This window comes from Nitratireductor sp. PBL-C9 (assembly GCF_050877045.1).
In the GTDB taxonomy this organism is placed as follows: Bacteria; Pseudomonadota; Alphaproteobacteria; order Rhizobiales; family Rhizobiaceae; genus Nitratireductor; species Nitratireductor aquimarinus.
Map to the genome: position 1 here is coordinate 258,312 of NZ_JBPAXW010000009.1, position 15,660 is coordinate 273,971.

Consider the following 15,660-nt stretch of genomic DNA (forward strand, 5'->3'; position numbering starts at 1 on the left):
TTTAATCTTCTGCACGTTCGTTTCGCGCGCGCTCGCGGAAAATGCGCCGTATGACCTTGCCGGTCGTCGTGAGGGGCATGGATTCCACGAAAGCGATTTCGCGCGGATATTCGTGGGCTGAAAGGCGTTCACGCACCCATAATCGAATGTCCTCGGCAAGCGCATCGCTGGGGTCGGCTCCCTCGCGCAGGACGATATAGGCCTTCACGATTTCGGTGCGCACGGGATCGGGCTTGCCCACGGCGGCGGCGAGTGCCACGTCGGGATGGCCCGTCAGGCAATCTTCGATCTCCGTTGGCCCGATGCGATAGCCGGCCGAGGTGATGACGTCATCGTCGCGTCCGACGAAATGGATGTACCCGTCTTCATCGCAAACGCCCTGATCGCCGGTCGTCATCCAGTCGCCGATGAATTTTTCGGCGGTCGCGGCTTCGTTCTCCCAGTAACCCAGAAACATCACCGGGTCGGGCCTCAGAATGGCGATGTCGCCAGCCTCATGGGCGGGCAGGGGGCGACCCTCCCTGTCGATGACGGCAACCCGGTGTCCGGGAACCGGCAGGCCGATCGCGCCGGGCTTCCCCGCATTGAGCGCATGGCAGGACGAAAGGACGAGGTTGCATTCGGTCTGTCCGTAGAACTCGTTGATCTCCAGACCGAGCGCATTGCGCGCCCACTCGAATGTTTCGCGCCCGAGCGCTTCGCCGCCGGAGCCGATGGTGCGCAGGGAAAGGTCGAAACGCTTCCGGATATCGGGAACGGCTTTCAGCATGCGCAGCGCCGTGGGCGGGATGAAGGCGTTGCGCACCTTCATCTTCTCCATCAGGCCAAGCGCCGTTTCGGGGTCGAATTTCTCAAACCGGCCCGCGACGACGGGTGTGCCGAGATAAAGGCCGGGCAGGAGCACGTTGAGCAGTCCGCCCGCCCACGCCCAGTCGGCCGGGGTCCACAGGAGATCGCCGTCCTGCGGCAGGAATTCATGGTGGAACTGAACGCCCGGCAGATGCCCCAGCAAGACCCGGTGCCCGTGCAGCGCGCCCTTGGGCGGTCCGGTGGTGCCGGATGTGAAAATCATCATGGCCGGATCGTCCGGTCCCGTGGCGGCTGCTTCGAAGGGGCCGGCATTCTCGGCGATGATGCGGTGAAAATCCTGCGTGTCGCCGCTTGCCCCGTCCACACAGACCGAAAGCCTCAGTGCGGGGAGCCTGTCCCGGATGCGCGCAATCTTGGAGAGCCCGGTATCATTGGTGATCACCGCTGCAGCGCCCGACGTGAACAGCCGGTATTCGAGCGCTTCGGCCCCGAAGAGGAGGGCGAGCGGCACTGCGATTGCGCCGAGCTTGTAGATTGCAGCATGCGCAATCGCGGTCTCGAAGGATTGCGGGAGGAGCAGCGCAACCCGGTCGCCCCGCCTGATGCCGGCTCTGGCAAGGCCTGCGGCCAGCGCATCGGACTGCGCGGCAAACATGCCATAGGTCAGCGTGGCCGGTGTCTCTCCGGGCCCGTATTCGAAAAGGGCGATGCGTTCGGGCGCGCGTTTCGCCCAGTCATTGGAGATGGCTGTACCGATATTGAACGTCTGCGGGATGTTCCAGCGGAACCCGTCATAAAGCGCTTCGTAGCTTTCGCGCCGTTCAAGCATCGTCGTGACATGTCCTCCCCTGTCCGTCGCCTTGATGCTCTCGGGAGCCAGTGTCCCTCTAAGGAACCAGTGTCCCTTGGGGAAATGGTGCCCCTGGCCGGACTCGAACCAGCACTCCTTGCGGAACTCGATTTTGAGTCGAGCGCGTCTACCAATTCCGCCACAGGGGCCCGCCGCGAACGGCCGGACAGGCAGCGGACTATACGGGGAAGCGGGGCTCCGTCAACACTTTGCGAGACAAAACGCCCCGCGTTTCGCGTCTTTTGTCGCCAGCGTTGCACATGGCCGCCGCAGCGGCTAGACAAAGCGCCTCATCGAGGGCCATCCATGCTTCGCAAACTCTACGACTGGACCATGTCGCTGGCAGCCACACGGCATGCCGAAAAAGCGCTGGCCTCCGTGTCTTTCATCGAAAGCTCCGTGTTTCCCATCCCGCCGGATGTGCTGCTGATTCCGATGGTGTTATCGGAGCGCGCCAAATGGCTGCGCTACGCGCTCATCTGCACCGTCAGCTCCGTTCTCGGCGCGCTTCTGGGCTATTTCATCGGCGCGTTTCTCTACGAAGCGGTCGGGCAGCCGATTCTCGCCTTCTATGGCAAGGAAGATGCCTTCGATCAGGTGGCCGGCTGGTACAACACCTGGGGCGGCTGGGGTGTGCTGTTCGCGGCGGTAACGCCGTTCCCCTACAAGGTACTCACCATCTTTTCGGGCGCGACGGGGCTCAACCTCGTCACCTTCGTGGTGGTGTCGATCATCGGCCGCGGCCTGCGCTTCTTTCTGGTGTCGTGGCTGCTCTACAAGTTCGGCCCGCCGATCCGCGTCTTCATCGAAAAGAATCTTGGCCTTCTTTTCACCCTTTTCATGGTTTTGCTGGTCGGTGGTTTTGTCGCCATCCGCTACGTTTTCTAGAGGCCTTCCATGTCCCTTACCGCTCCCACCGGCGCCACCCAGAAATTGAGCGCCGCGCTGCTGGCCGTTGGCATGGCGGCGACCGTCGGCATCGCCCTCGGCTTCGAGCATATTGGCGGCTACATTCCCTGCATGCTGTGCCTCGAACAGCGCACGCCCTATTACATCGGCGCGCCGTTGATGCTTCTGGCGCTGCTGGCGTCATGGTTGAAAGCGCCCGCCATTGTCACGCGCGGCCTGCTTCTGGCCGGTGGCGCGCTCATGCTCTACGGCATGGGGCTCGGTGCGTATCATTCCGGTGTGGAATGGGGCTGGTGGGAAGGCCCTGCCGATTGCGGAGCCGGTGCCGCAAACCAGGATTTCGGTGGCAATCTGCTCGATCAGCTCAACGCCGTGATCCCGCCGTCCTGTAGCGAGGCGGCCGGTCGTTTCCTCGGCCTGTCATTTGCTGGCTGGAACGTTCTTGCAAGCGCGCTCTGGGCGGTCATCGCCCTTCGCGCCGCCTTCAAGCGGTAGGAAAGCCGCTAGCGAACAGGCTAGGGCTGCAGTTCAACATCCCAGTAAAGGTAATCCATCCAGCTTTCGTGCAGATAGTTGGGTGGGAAGAGCCGCCCGTTGTTGTGCAGATCCTGCACGGTGGGGCGGTAGGGTTTTTGCTGCGGCCACATCTTTGCCCGTGAAGGCATGACGCCGCCTTTTTTCAGATTGCAGGGCGAGCAGGCCGCGACCACGTTTTCCCAGGATGTGACACCGCCAAGGCGGCGGGGAACGACATGATCGAAGGTGAGGTCTTCATGGGTGCCGCAATACTGGCACCGGAAGCGGTCGCGCAGGAACACGTTGAAACGTGTGAAGGCTGGATAGCGCGACGGCTTTACGTAGGTTTTGAGGCAGATCACGCTCGGCAGCTTCATCGCGAAGGATGGCGAGGAAACCTGCTGGTCGTACTCGGCAACGATGTTCACCCGGTCGAGGAAGACTGCCTTGATGGCATCCTGCCACGACCACAGTGACAAAGGATAATAACTGAGCGGTCTGTAGTCCGCATTCAGCACCAGAGCAGGCATGCTGTCTGGCGAGGCCGCGATCGTCACGTCTTTGAAGCTCCTTCAACTGACCAAGTCGATCGATGCAAATACTGTAAGCCCGCCGTGACAGGATTGTGAAGCGCATATTTTGCTTTATGACATTTCAAACAGCTGGTTTTTCGCTGTTTTTTGCGTCGATCAGGGCAAAGGAGCGGCTTCGTGCCCTTTTCTCTCCCGATAATAGGCCCAGAACAGGCGTGCGGCGACGGCGCGAAGCGGCGTCCATGATTCGGCCAGCAAGGCCAGATCGCGGGGATTGGGGCGCTCGGACAGGGCCAGGGCATCGGCAACGGCAGCCTGAAGCGCGACATCGCCGGCCGGAAACACATCCGGGTGACCGGCGGCGACAAGCAGATAGACCTGCGCGGTCCATGGGCCGATGCCGGGCAGCGCGGTGAGCCGGGCGATGGCCTGATCGGCGTCAAGCGCACACAGCGCCTCAAGGTCGAGCCCGTCATCCCGGATCGCGCAGGAGAGCGCCAGAACGGTGCGCTGCTTGGCGCGTGAGAGGCCGGCAGCGATCAGCGGTTCTTCGCCGCCCGAAAGCACTGCGTCCGGTGTCAGCGGATTCACCAGCCTGACAAGCCGCCCTTCAATGGCGTCGGCGCTGGCGCGGGAAACCTGCTGGGATACGATGATGGAAACGAGGCTCGCAAATCCGGGTGCGGTGCGCCGGAGCGGAACCTCGCCCGCCCGCGCGCGCACGGCTTCAAGGCGGGGATCGATCCCGACAAGCGCGTCCAGCGCCTCCAGAATGTGCGCATCCGTGTCTATGCGGTGCATGGCGGCGCTGTGTCCTCTTCTTGCCGAGCACGAAAGAAAGCCGTAGCAATCGATGAATGCCGACCGCAACCCGATTCACGATTTACCCATGACACGCCCGGTTTTCCGGTTCGCGCCGAGCCCGAACGGCCAGCTTCATCTTGGCCACGCCTATTCCGCGCTTTTGAACCATCAGATGGCGCGCGAGGCCGATGGCCGGTTTCTCCTGCGCATGGAAGACATCGACGTGACGCGCTGCACGCCCGAGCTGGAGCGTGGCGTGCTGCATGATCTGGCCTGGCTGGGGCTTAACTGGGAGCAGCCGGTGCGCCGTCAGTCGGAGCATTTCGACGATTATCGTGCGGCTCTGGAACAGCTTGTCGAGGCGGAGCTTGTCTATCCCGCCTTCATGAGCCGGGGCGAGGTGCGGGCAAGCATTGCCTGTTACGAGGCTGATGGCGCGTCATGGCCGCGTGATCCGGATGGTGCGCCGGTTTATCCGGGCGACGACAGGTATCTCACGCCGGAAGAGCGCGAAGCGCGCATTGCCGAGGGGGCGGCCTTCGCGTGGCGTCTCGACATGCGAGCGGCGATTGCGCATGTGGGCAAACCGCTTTTCTGGGACGAGACGGGGCAGGGACCGAAGGGCGAGACGGGAAGCGTTGCCGCCGATCCAGAAGCCTGGGGCGACGTGGTGATTGCGCGTAAGGAAATCCCCGCAAGCTATCACCTGTCAGTCGTCGTCGATGATGCGCTTCAGGGCGTCAGCCATGTGGTGCGTGGGCGTGACCTGTTTTACGCGACGGCGGTTCATCGCCTGCTTCAGGAGCTTCTGGGCCTGCCGGTCCCGCAGTACCACCATCACGATCTGATCCTCGATGATGATGGTCGCAAGCTTTCCAAGAGCCGGGGTGACACCAGCCTCGACGCCCTCAGGGCAAGCGGCGCAACGCCGGAGGACATCAGGCGCATGATCGGCTTTCCGGTATCCTGACCCTGGATCGCTGTTGGTCTGCACCGACGCACAAAGGGTGCTTCAAGCTATTCCTGGAGCATCGGAACAACCCGAAAACCGGATTCCATTTTTCGGGCCGAGGTTCTAGCCGATCCTTTTGATGATGGCCTTGATGATGACGAGGAGGAGCAGCGCGCCAAACGCGCCGCCGAGGCCCGCCAACGCCGCGTCGAGCAGGCTCCCGAAGCGCGTGCCACGTTCGTTGAAAACATAAATGGTGCCGAAAAAGGCGAGCGTGATGATCGTGGCGTTGCCGAGTGTGCCGAATCCATCATCGCCCAGCGCGGCGCTGAGGCCGAGCGAGAGGATATAGGAGATCATTGTCACGGCAACGAGCGCGAACAACAGCCAGCTCGTGTCCAGTTTCATCAGCATTCGCGCATCCCCCCGGTGGCGCAACAGATCATCTTTCTTGATCGTATGATGGAAATGTTTCGCTTTCCTTGCGGGGTGCGTGGCTGATAAAGCCGCGCTCAGACCGCCAGCCAATGGATTGCCGTGCGTCCATGGGGACGAACAAAGGGCAATCCGGCCTTCCGATGCTCCAGACGCAGGGACAAGAGACCGATGCAAGACCTTACGCGGGCCATCCCGGCCCTCTTCGTCCTCCTCTGGGCGACGGGCTTCATCGGCGCGCGTTACGCCATGCCCTGGGCCGAGCCCTTCACCTTTCTGTGGGTGCGCTTTGCCATCACCTTCGGCGTCCTGCTTCTGATCATCCCTCTGGTGAAAGCGAAGGCGATTGGCCCGTTGAACGCCATGCACGCGGCAATCGCCGGTGTGCTGATGCATGGTGTTTATCTGGGAGGCGTGTTCTGGGCTGTCCGTCAGGGGCTTCCGGCGGGCTTTGCCGGCCTGATCGTCGGGCTCCAGCCCATGCTGACCGCCGTGATCGCCGGGCTTTTCCTTGGCGAGACGGTGACGCGCAAGCACTGGCTCGGCCTTGTGGTCGGGCTTGTCGGCGTCGCCACCGTGCTGTCGCCAAAATTCGGCTCGGCCACGGACGGCGTCACGGTTGCAACGCTTGGCGCGGCCATCGTCGCGGTGATCGCCATGAGCGTGGGCACGGTGTGGCAGAAGCGTTTCGTGGCGACCGCCGATCTGGTCACGGTGACGCTTTGGCAATATGTCGGCGGCTGGGCGGTGGCTTTCCTGATCGCCACGCTGTTCGAGACCGGCGATTTCGTGCTGAACGGCGAACTGGTGTTCGCCATGGTCTGGCTGGTCTTCGTCCTGTCGCTGGGCGCGATCTTCCTTCTGATGATCCTCATCCGCGAAGGAGAGGTGGCCCGCGTGGCCTCGCTGTTCTATCTCGTGCCGGGCGTGACCGCCCTGATGGCGTGGGTGCTGTTTGACGAAACGCTGAGCCCGATCCAGCTTGTCGGCATGGCCATCACCACATTCGGGGTGGCGCTGGCGACGCGCCGCAGCCCGCGTCAGTCGGCTCCGGCCACGATGCGTGCTTCGCGATAACGCTTGATCGAGGCGTTCAGCTCGCCGCCGAGAATGAACATCGCCGAGATGATGTAGAGGAACACCACCGCGATCATGATCGAGGCGAGGCCGGCATAGGTGCTGGCATAGCTGCTGAAACGGCCGAGATAGGCCGCGAAGACGCTCGAGCCGACAAACGAGCCGAGCAGGGTGAAGGCAATGCCCGGCAACACATCCAGCAGGCTGCGACGCCCCGCCGGCAGCCACAGATGCACTGTGATCAGCGCCAGGATGAGAACCGTCAGCGCGATGACGTAGCGCCAGAATGTGATGGTGCCGACATAGGGCGCGATCCACTCGAAATTGCTTTCGGCGATGTTCAGCGCCACGGGCGCGATGACGAGAAGCAGGCTGATCGCCAGAAAGCCGATGGTCGCCACCAGCACGAAGATCAGGCTCTGCGCGCGCAGCCGAAAGATCGAACGCTGTTCGCTGACCCGGTAGGCGCGGTTGAGCGAGAGGCGCAGCGCCTCCACGCCATTGGACGCGAAAACGCCCGCAAGCACGACACCAAAGGTCAGGACGTCGCTGCGGCGCACGCCAAGCACATTGTGCACTTCCTGCGCGATCGGCTCTGCAACCTCTTTGGGCCATGTGTCGAAGATAAGGTCCACCGCCTGCTGCGAAAAGGCGTCGGCTCCCAGAAAGCTGGCGAGAGCCGTTGCGAAGATCAGGAAAGGAAACAGCGCCATCAGCGCCGAGATCGCCACGTGACTGGCCATCGCCCAGCCGTCATCGGTGTTGAAGTGGCCGAGCGCATCGCCGAGGATGCGTCTTGTGGCGTTCAGTCCGCGCACGGCTGTTCCTTTCAGTTCGATTCCAAGACTGCTTTTTATTGTTTCGCACCGGTCAATATGTGAAACCGAGGCACTTATAAACAAGTGCAGACGGGAATTTCATGGGCCAGGGCCGGACAATTCTGATCACCGGAGCATCATCGGGCATCGGGGCCTGGTGCGCCAGTGCCCTGCAAAAAGATGGCTGGCGGGTCTTCGCAACGGTGCGCCGCCCGGAGGATCGCGCGACGCTGGAGGCGCAGGGGATCGAGCCGCTTTATCTGGATTACGCCGAGCCCGAATCAATTGCCGCCCTTGTCGAAGAGGTGCTGCAACGCACCGGCGGCACGCTTGATGCGCTTTTCAACAATGGCGCTTATGCGCAGGCCGGCGCGGTCGAGGATCTGCCGGTGGAGGCGCTGCGTCATCAGTTCGAGGTGAATGTCTTCGGCTGGCACGATCTCACCCGGCGCATCGTACCCGTCATGCGCCGGCAGGGGCATGGCCGCATCGTCCACTGCTCGTCGATCCTCGGTCTCGTGCCGATCAGGTTTCGCGGGGCCTATGCCGCGTCCAAACATGCGCTGGAAGGGCTGATGCTCTGCCAGCGGGCGGAACTGGAAGGATCGGGCATTCATGTTTCGCTGATCGAGCCGGGGCCGATTGCCTCGAAAATGGCCAGCAATGGCCTGCCATGGTTCGAGCGTTTCATCGACCACGAAAACTCCGTTCACCGCGAGGCCTATGAGGCGCAGCTGGCGCGGTTGCGGCAGGGCGGCGTGAAATCGCGCTTCAAGCTTGAGCCGGATGCGGTCTATGTTCAGCTCGCCCACGCGCTTCTTTCCCCACGCCCGAAGCCGCACTATGTGGTAACCACACCGGCGCGCATCGGTGTCGCATTGAAACGTCTCCTGCCTGCGCGCATGCTCTACAGCTTCCTGTCGAATCAGGGTTGAATCCGAGAAGAAAACCGCCATGGAAACACTCTTCAATATCCTCTCCATCCTCGTGATGATGGCGGTCGTGATCGTCCTCATTCGCGGCCTCATGAACATGATGCGCGGCGGGTCCGCCAACACGTCCAACAAGCTGATGCAGGCGCGGGTCATCCTTCAGGCAATCGCCATCGTCTTCGTCGTTCTCGCGCTCTACTACGCGCGCTCGAAGGGCGGCTGAGGCGCTTCATGGTCAAGCTGAACAAGATCTACACCCGCACGGGCGATGACGGGACGACGGGGCTCGGCTCGCGCGAGCGCCGCCTGAAGAGCGATTTGCGGGTCGCCTCCTACGGCACGGTGGACGAGGCCAATGCCTGCATCGGCATGGCCCGCATTCATCTGGCCGAGACCGCGCCGGCTATCGACGCGATGCTTGTGCGCATCCAGAACGATCTTTTCGACCTGGGGGCCGATCTTGCCACGCCGGACACGGGCGAGGTGCTGGAATATGAGCCCCTGCGCATCGTCCAGAGCCAGGTGGACCGGCTGGAGGCGGATATCGATGCGCTGAACGCCGAGCTTGCGCCGCTGCGCTCCTTCGTTCTGCCCGGTGGCAAACCGGCGGCGGCGGCGCTTCATCTTGCCCGCACGGTCTCGCGGCGGGCCGAGCGCCTCATGGTGGAACTCGGAACCATTGAGGGCGAAATCGTGAGTGACGAGGCCATGCGCTACATCAACCGCGTGTCGGATTTCCTCTTCGTCGCCTCCCGGGCCGTCAATGACAATGGCGCGCTCGACGTGCTATGGGTGCCTGGGCAAAATCGCTGACGAAAGTCGGGCCGGGATCGGGGCCCGCGAAGAGGGCTCCGATGTTCATACCGCTGCACGACGCAAACAGCCTGCGGCATATCAATCGCCAATATGTCACGCTGACCATCATTGCGGTCAACGTGATCGCCTATCTGATAACGACGGTCGGCGGCACTGATTTCGCTTTCGCCGCCGCGATTGGCCTTGGCTACATTCCCTCCGTCGCCTACGATCTCGCCGTGCTTCCGCCCGAGCTTGATCTCGTGCCGGAACCGCTGACCTACATCACCTACACTTTCCTGCATGGCGACCTGATGCATCTGGGCGGCAACATGCTGTTCTTGTGGGTGTTCGGCGACAATGTGGAAGATGCGCTCGGCCATTTCCGCTTTCTGGTCTTCTATGTGCTCTGCGGCGTGGCCGGCGCCTATATGCATGGCTTCATTGCGCCGGCTTCCAATGCGCCGCTGATCGGCGCTTCTGGCTCGATTGCCGGCATTGTCGCCGCCTATCTGATCCTGCATCCCCGGGTGAAAGTGTGGGTGCTGGCCTTTGCCCGCATTCCGCTTCGCATTCCGGCCTTCGTTCTTCTGGCGCTGTGGATCGGTTTTCAGTTCCTGATGCTGGTGATCGACACGGAAAACCAGATCTCTTGGGCTGCCCATGCCGGCGGCATTCTGGCGGGCGCCGTGCTGGTGTTTATCCTCAAGCGCCGCGATGTGCCGCTGTTCGACCGCAGCATCGAAAAACCGCGGGCGGTGGAGCTGGAGAAACCCGACATGGCGCGGCCGCTCGAAAGCAGCCAGCCCCGCTGGGGACGACAATAGGGCGTTTCGACATATTGACGTGAACGTTAGGCCTCTCTACGGTCCCGCCAACTCCGGCGGCGAGCCGCATGAAGGGGGGAGGAGGCGTGTTCTGAATTTCCCCGCACATGTCGGCATTCGGCTAACCGGCTAATCCGTCTGCTGTTATTCAGCATCAGAACCCTGCTGTTATTCAGCATCAGAACCGAAGTCCACCATGGAAGGTGAATGCGCATGAAAGTCCTTGTTCCGGTAAAGCGGGTCATCGACGCCAATGTGAAGCCCCGCGTGAAGGCGGATGGCTCGGGTGTCGAGCTGACGAACGTCAAGATGGCGATGAACCCGTTCTGTGAAATCGCGGTCGAAGAAGCGATCCGCATGAAGGAAGCCGGCAAGGTCGAAGAAATCGTCGCCGTTTCGATTGGCCCGGACAAGGCCCAGGAAACGCTGCGCACCGCGCTCGCCATGGGCGCTGACCGCGCAATTCTGGTGAAGACCGACGATGCGGTCGAGCCGCTCGACGTCGCCAAGATCCTCAAGGGCGTGGCCGATGAAGAGAAGCCGGAGATCGTGATCCTCGGCAAACAGGCCATCGATGATGATTCCAACCAGACCGGCCAGATGCTTGCAGCGCTGCTCGGCTGGAGCCAGGGCACGTTCGCATCGGATGTGGAGCTTGCCGACGGCAAGGCCAAGGTCACCCGTGAGGTGGACGGTGGTCTGCAGGTGGTCGAGCTCAAGCTGCCGGCCATCGTGACCACGGATCTGCGCCTGAACGAGCCGCGCTACGCGTCTCTGCCCAACATCATGAAGGCCAAGAAGAAGCCGCTCGACGCCAAGACGCCGGGTGACTACGGGGTCGAGGTCAAGGCGCGTCTCAACGTGCTGAAAACCGAGGAACCGGCTGGCCGCAAGGCAGGCATCAAGGTGGGCTCCGTCGCCGAACTGGTCGACAAGCTCAAGAACGAAGCCGGCGTGCTTTAAGGGGAAGGGAAAAAAGATGGCTATTCTTCTGGTTGCCGAACACGACAACGAAACCCTTTCCGACCAGACCGCCAAGGCGCTGTCCGCCGCGAGCCAGATCGGCTCCGACGTTGATGTGCTGGTTGCCGGCAAGGGCGCAAAGGCTGCCGCCGATGCCGCAGCGAAGCTTGCCGGCGTGCGCAAGGTTCTGCTCGCCGAGAGCGACGCGCTTGCCGAGCGTCTCGCCGAGCCGCTGGCCGATCTGGTTGTCTCGCTGGCTGGCGATTACGACACCTTCGTCGCGCCCGCCACCACCACCGGCAAGAACGTCATGCCGCGCGTTGCAGCGCTGCTCGACGTGATGCAGGTGTCCGACATCGTCGAAGTGGTCGACGCCAAGACCTTCAAGCGCCCGATCTACGCCGGCAACGCGATCCAGACGGTCGAATCGACCGACGAAAAGCGCGTCATCACCGTTCGCACGGCCACCTTCCAGGCTGTCGCCGAGGGTGGTTCGGCTGCTGTCGAGACCATCGACGCGCCTGCCGCTTCCGATCTGTCGAGCTTCGTTGAGAACCGCATCGCCGAGAGCGACCGTCCCGAACTGACGTCGGCACGGGTCATCATCTCCGGTGGCCGCGCGCTCGGTTCGGAAGAGAAGTTCAACGAGGTCATCCTGCCGGTTGCCGACAAGCTGGGCGCTGCCGTTGGCGCTTCGCGCGCTGCCGTCGATGCGGGTTATGCCCCGAACGACTGGCAGGTGGGCCAGACCGGCAAGGTCGTTGCACCCGAACTCTACATTGCCTGCGGCATTTCCGGCGCGATTCAGCACCTGGCGGGCATGAAGGATTCCAAGGTGATCGTCGCGATCAACAAGGACGAGGAAGCCCCGATCTTCCAGGTCGCCGATTACGGCCTGGTTGCAGACCTTTTCGACGTGCTGCCGGAGCTCGAAAAGGCGCTTTAAGCCAATAATCAGAACACCGGAATCTCAGGCAACAGCCCCGCTTTCGAGCGGGGCTTTTTTTATGCGGCGTTCACGGCTCCGCCAGCGCCACCGTTCGCGGCAGAGCTGGCCAAGGATTTTGTAAGCGGGGGTAGACGCCATTGCGCGGCCCATCTAGTTTGCACTGCAACAACAGCGACGAAGGGTGCGGACCGCACTTCACGGGGTTTTCGACATGACTGGAAAGATTGAAAAAGTGGGTGTGATCGGTGCGGGTCAGATGGGCAGCGGCATCGCCCATGTGGCTGCACTGGCAGGTTTCGACGTGAAGCTCTACGACCTTTCCTCGGAGCGGATCGAGGCCGGCATCGCAACCATCTCCGGCAACATGGCGCGCCAGGTCTCTTCGGGCAAGCTGGAAGACAAGGTGCGCCAGGATGCGCTGGCCCGCATCGCGCCCGCGACCACCATGGAAGCACTGGCCGACATGGATTTGGTCATCGAGGCGGCCACCGAGGATGAGACGGTCAAGCGCAAGATCTTCGCCCAGCTCTGCCCGGTTCTGAACCCCGAGGCCATCGTCGCAACCAACACCTCGTCCATCTCGATCACGCGCCTTGCCGCACAGACGGATCGCCCCGAGCGCTTCATCGGCATTCACTTCATGAACCCGGTTCCGGTGATGAAGCTGGTCGAGCTGGTGCGCGGCATCGCAACGGAAGACGACACGTTCGAGAAGGCGCGCGGTTTCGTCGACAGCCTTGATAAGACCATCACGGTTGCCGAAGACTTCCCGGCCTTCATCGTCAACCGCATCCTGCTGCCGATGATCAACGAGGCGATCTACACGCTTTACGAGGGCGTCGGCACGGTCGAGGCCATCGACACCGCCATGAAGCTTGGCGCGAACCATCCGATGGGCCCGCTGCAGCTTGCCGACTTCATCGGCCTCGACACCTGCCTGTCGATCATGCAGGTGCTCTATGAGGGCTTAGCAGACTCCAAGTACCGCCCATGTCCGCTTCTCGTGAAATATGTCGAGGCAGGCTGGCTTGGCCGCAAGACCGGTCGCGGCTTCTACGATTATCGCGGCGAAACGCCGGTGCCGACGCGCTAGAATAATCGCGGTCAGGTGTATGAACCTGACTGCTTTTGCGGTCCCGACCGGCGCTATTCGGCAGCCTGTCGCCGCGGTGTCTTTCGCCGCGCGGCAGGCTTCTTCTTTTTGTGCTGGTCTGCGGTGGTCGAGATGTCTTCCATCGGAAAGGCATCCACCGCGATCACCCGCGCGACCGCTTCCTGCGCTTCGCGAAGCTGCGTGAACTCGCCATCGGTGATGAGGTCCATGTCGTGTGCTTCCTGCGGGTCGCTGACCTTCCTGGCGCGCATCTTCTTCTCGATGGGCGCTGCATCGATAACGAGCCGGAACGCGCGTTCCAGATCCTTCAGCGGATGGTGGTCATGCCCCTGACCCAGATAGAGATCCGGTGTCAGCCGGTCCCGCTGCTCTGACGGTTTCATGAGGATTTCGGCAAGCTGCGAGGAAAGCCTGTCGGACGGCGCCGGTTTGGGCACGCCAAGGGGGAAGGCGATCAGGCGCACCAGCCAAGCGGCGGGCCGTGCCGGCAGATTGTCCAGAACGCCACGGAAGGCAACGCCGAGGCGTGCTTCGCCCTCAAGCATCAGATAGTCGACGACGGGCTTGTCTTCGGCAAACCGCCCCTCGCTCTCATAGCGCTTGAGCACTGCACCGAGGAGGTAGAGTTCGGCCAGAATGTCGCCCAGCCGCGCGGAGATCATCTCCCTGCGCTTGAGGGAGCCGCCAAGCGTCAGCAGGGCGAAATCCGAGAGCAGGGCGAAGGCCGCTGAATAGCGCGACAGCTTCTTCCAGTGATGCGGCATCGCCGCACTTTCGGGCGCGGGCCCGAGGAAGCCGCCGCTCCAGCCGCGAACGAATGCGCGTCCCGCAGTCTTGAGGGCGTGGCCGACATGCTTCCAGAACGTGTCGTCGAAATGGTCGAGCCCTTCTTCCCTGTTGTCGCTCGAAAGCGCCAGAAGCTCTTCCAGCATATAGGGGTGGGAGCGGATTGCACCCTGTCCGTAGATCATCAGATTGCGGGTGAGGATGTTCGCGCCTTCGACCGTGATGCCGACGGGAACGGCACGATACATCGCGCCCATATAGTTGTTCGGCCCGTCGATGACGGCCTTGCCGCCATGAATGTCCATGGCGTGCTCCACGGAGCGGCGCATGCGCTCGGTGGCGTGGTATTTCATGATTGCCGAGACGACCGAGGGCTTGTGCCCTTCATCCAGCGCCGCCAGCGTGACGCGCCGCGCGGCATCGATCAGATAGGCGTTGCCGCACAGTTCGGCGAGCGGCTCCTGAATGCCCTCGAACATGCCGATGGGCACGTTGAACTGCGTGCGCACCCGCGCATAGGCCCCGGTGGCGCGCGCGCACATGGCGGCGGATGCGGCCGACTGAGAGGGAAGCGAAATGCTGCGACCGGCGGCGAGCGCCGTCATCAGCATGGTCCAGCCCTGGCCGATCTGTTCCTCGCCGCCGAGAATGTGATCAAGCGGCACGAACACGTCCTCGCCGTAGAGCGGTCCGTTCTGGAAGAAAGTGTATTGCGGAATGTGCCGGTCGCCGTGGCGCACGCCCTTCGTGTCGGTGGGCAAAAGCGCGACGGTGATGCCCAGATCCTCGCCCCGGCCAAGATGGTTTTCCGGGTCGTGCATCTTGAAGGCGAGGCCCATCACCGTGGCGATGGGGCCAAGCGTGATGTAGCGCTTGTGGAAGTTGAGACGCAGGCCGAGCACCTTCTTGCCCTTCCACGTGCCGTATTCCACCACGCCCGTGTCGGTCATGGCGGCGGCGTCGGAGCCCGCATGGGGCGAGGTGAGGCCGAAACAGGGCACTTCGCGGCCGTCGGCCAGCCGCGGCAGCCAGTATTTGCGCTGCGCCTCTGTGCCGAAATGCATGAGCAGTTCGCCGGGGCCGAGCGAATTGGGCACCATCACCGTGACGCCCGCCACGATGCTGGCGGAAGAGAGCGTGCGCACCACTTCCGAATGCGCGGTGTTGGAAAAGCCGAGCCCGCCGAATTCCTTCGGGATGATCATGCCGAAGAATTTGTTCCTGCGCATGAAGTCCCAGACGGCGGGCGACAGGTCGCGGTCACGCCAGTTCAGCGTCCAGTCGTCGACCATGGCGCAGAGTTCGCGCACCGGCCCGTCCATGAAGGCCTGTTCCTCGTCCGAAAGACGCGCCGGCGGCATTGCCACAAGCTGCTCCCAGTCGGGATCGCCGGTGAACAGCTCGCCATCCCACCAGACCGTGCCTGCGTCGATCGCCTCGCGTTCCGTTTCCGAAATCGGCGGCATGATCTTTCGCGCCCAGTTGAAGATGGGCTTCGAAACATGGTCGCGGCGGAAAGTCTTCAAACGCATGGCCAGCCTCCGATGTTGCGCCAATATATCAGGCTTGCACGTTATAGGCGAACGGCGG

Annotated in this window: 17 protein-coding genes and 1 tRNA gene; 11 read left to right on the top strand and 7 right to left on the bottom strand. The window is 62.5% G+C overall.

Going from position 1 to position 15,660, the window contains the following annotated elements; genetic code table 11:
* Window position 1: 1 nt before the first annotated feature.
* Window positions 2-1,639 (bottom strand): AMP-binding protein, encoded by a 1,638-nt coding sequence (locus tag ACRTG1_RS19385; RefSeq protein WP_432516866.1) that lies wholly within the window; start codon window positions 1,637-1,639, stop codon window positions 2-4.
* A gap of 85 nt (window positions 1,640-1,724) precedes the next feature.
* Window positions 1,725-1,809: transfer RNA gene (locus ACRTG1_RS19390), tRNA-Leu, on the bottom strand.
* A 157-nt stretch (window positions 1,810-1,966) separates the two neighbouring features.
* On the opposite strand from ACRTG1_RS19390, the gene ACRTG1_RS19395 reads away from it, so the two are divergent.
* Entirely contained in the window at window positions 1,967-2,548 is a 582-nt protein-coding gene (locus ACRTG1_RS19395; protein WP_206546210.1) for a YqaA family protein, read from the top strand.
* A gap of 9 nt (window positions 2,549-2,557) precedes the next feature.
* Window positions 2,558-3,064, top strand: a complete 507-nt coding sequence (locus ACRTG1_RS19400) for a disulfide bond formation protein B (protein ID WP_113153133.1) — start codon at window positions 2,558-2,560, stop codon at window positions 3,062-3,064.
* Between the two features lie 20 nt (window positions 3,065-3,084).
* Here ACRTG1_RS19400 and ACRTG1_RS19405 read toward each other — a convergent pair whose 3' ends face one another.
* Both ACRTG1_RS19405 and ACRTG1_RS19410 read right to left on the bottom strand, forming a co-directional pair.
* Window positions 3,085-3,642, bottom strand: coding sequence for an HNH endonuclease (locus ACRTG1_RS19405; RefSeq protein ID WP_113153132.1), 558 nt, complete (start codon window positions 3,640-3,642; stop codon window positions 3,085-3,087).
* Between the two features lie 132 nt (window positions 3,643-3,774).
* Window positions 3,775-4,419, bottom strand: coding sequence for a DNA-3-methyladenine glycosylase family protein (locus tag ACRTG1_RS19410; RefSeq protein ID WP_206548323.1), 645 nt, complete (start codon window positions 4,417-4,419; stop codon window positions 3,775-3,777).
* 88 nt (window positions 4,420-4,507) lie between these two features.
* Between ACRTG1_RS19410 and gluQRS the strand changes: the two genes are divergently transcribed.
* Window positions 4,508-5,392: a tRNA glutamyl-Q(34) synthetase GluQRS gene (gene gluQRS, locus ACRTG1_RS19415; RefSeq protein ID WP_297564742.1), complete on the top strand. Its 885-nt coding sequence runs from the start codon at window positions 4,508-4,510 to the stop codon at window positions 5,390-5,392.
* 105 nt (window positions 5,393-5,497) lie between these two features.
* On the opposite strand, the gene ACRTG1_RS19420 is transcribed toward gluQRS, so the two are convergent.
* Window positions 5,498-5,902 (bottom strand): hypothetical protein, encoded by a 405-nt coding sequence (locus ACRTG1_RS19420; protein ID WP_222474109.1) that lies wholly within the window; start codon window positions 5,900-5,902, stop codon window positions 5,498-5,500.
* Between the two features lie 78 nt (window positions 5,903-5,980).
* On the opposite strand from ACRTG1_RS19420, the gene ACRTG1_RS19425 reads away from it, so the two are divergent.
* Complete coding sequence (locus ACRTG1_RS19425) at window positions 5,981-6,886, top strand: DMT family transporter (RefSeq protein ID WP_206548321.1); 906 nt, start codon at window positions 5,981-5,983, stop codon at window positions 6,884-6,886.
* Here the strand turns inward: ACRTG1_RS19425 and ACRTG1_RS19430 are convergent.
* Window positions 6,850-7,704 (bottom strand): YihY/virulence factor BrkB family protein, encoded by an 855-nt coding sequence (locus ACRTG1_RS19430; protein ID WP_162742204.1) that lies wholly within the window; start codon window positions 7,702-7,704, stop codon window positions 6,850-6,852. The genes ACRTG1_RS19425 and ACRTG1_RS19430 overlap by 37 nt on opposite strands.
* A 101-nt stretch (window positions 7,705-7,805) precedes the next feature.
* On the opposite strand from ACRTG1_RS19430, the gene ACRTG1_RS19435 reads away from it, so the two are divergent.
* The 7 genes from ACRTG1_RS19435 (at window position 7,806) to ACRTG1_RS19465 (ending at window position 13,263) form a co-directional block, all read left to right on the top strand.
* Complete coding sequence (locus ACRTG1_RS19435; RefSeq protein ID WP_113153127.1) at window positions 7,806-8,639, top strand: SDR family oxidoreductase; 834 nt, start codon at window positions 7,806-7,808, stop codon at window positions 8,637-8,639.
* A 19-nt stretch (window positions 8,640-8,658) separates the two neighbouring features.
* A complete protein-coding gene (locus ACRTG1_RS19440) occupies window positions 8,659-8,859 on the top strand; it encodes a twin transmembrane helix small protein (protein WP_113153126.1) in 201 nt (66 codons plus the stop codon).
* Window positions 8,860-8,867: 8 nt separating this feature from the next.
* Window positions 8,868-9,449, top strand: a complete 582-nt coding sequence (locus ACRTG1_RS19445) for a cob(I)yrinic acid a,c-diamide adenosyltransferase (protein ID WP_297564749.1) — start codon at window positions 8,868-8,870, stop codon at window positions 9,447-9,449.
* A 41-nt stretch (window positions 9,450-9,490) separates the two neighbouring features.
* The gene (locus ACRTG1_RS19450) at window positions 9,491-10,258 is read left to right on the top strand and encodes a rhomboid family intramembrane serine protease (protein WP_206548318.1); all 768 of its coding nucleotides are present in this window, start codon (window positions 9,491-9,493) and stop codon (window positions 10,256-10,258) included.
* Window positions 10,259-10,471: 213 nt separating this feature from the next.
* Complete coding sequence (locus ACRTG1_RS19455; protein ID WP_113156027.1) at window positions 10,472-11,221, top strand: electron transfer flavoprotein subunit beta/FixA family protein; 750 nt, start codon at window positions 10,472-10,474, stop codon at window positions 11,219-11,221.
* A gap of 16 nt (window positions 11,222-11,237) precedes the next feature.
* The gene (locus tag ACRTG1_RS19460) at window positions 11,238-12,167 is read left to right on the top strand and encodes an electron transfer flavoprotein subunit alpha/FixB family protein (protein WP_432516867.1); all 930 of its coding nucleotides are present in this window, start codon (window positions 11,238-11,240) and stop codon (window positions 12,165-12,167) included.
* Between the two features lie 214 nt (window positions 12,168-12,381).
* Window positions 12,382-13,263 carry a 3-hydroxybutyryl-CoA dehydrogenase gene (locus ACRTG1_RS19465; RefSeq protein ID WP_113153122.1) on the top strand — a complete coding sequence of 294 codons (882 nt, stop codon included), beginning with the start codon at window positions 12,382-12,384 and terminating at the stop codon, window positions 13,261-13,263.
* 53 nt (window positions 13,264-13,316) lie between these two features.
* Here the strand turns inward: ACRTG1_RS19465 and ACRTG1_RS19470 are convergent, their stop codons facing one another.
* Entirely contained in the window at window positions 13,317-15,602 is a 2,286-nt protein-coding gene (locus ACRTG1_RS19470; protein WP_432516868.1) for an acyl-CoA dehydrogenase, read from the bottom strand.
* Between the last annotated feature and the right edge of the window lie 58 nt (window positions 15,603-15,660).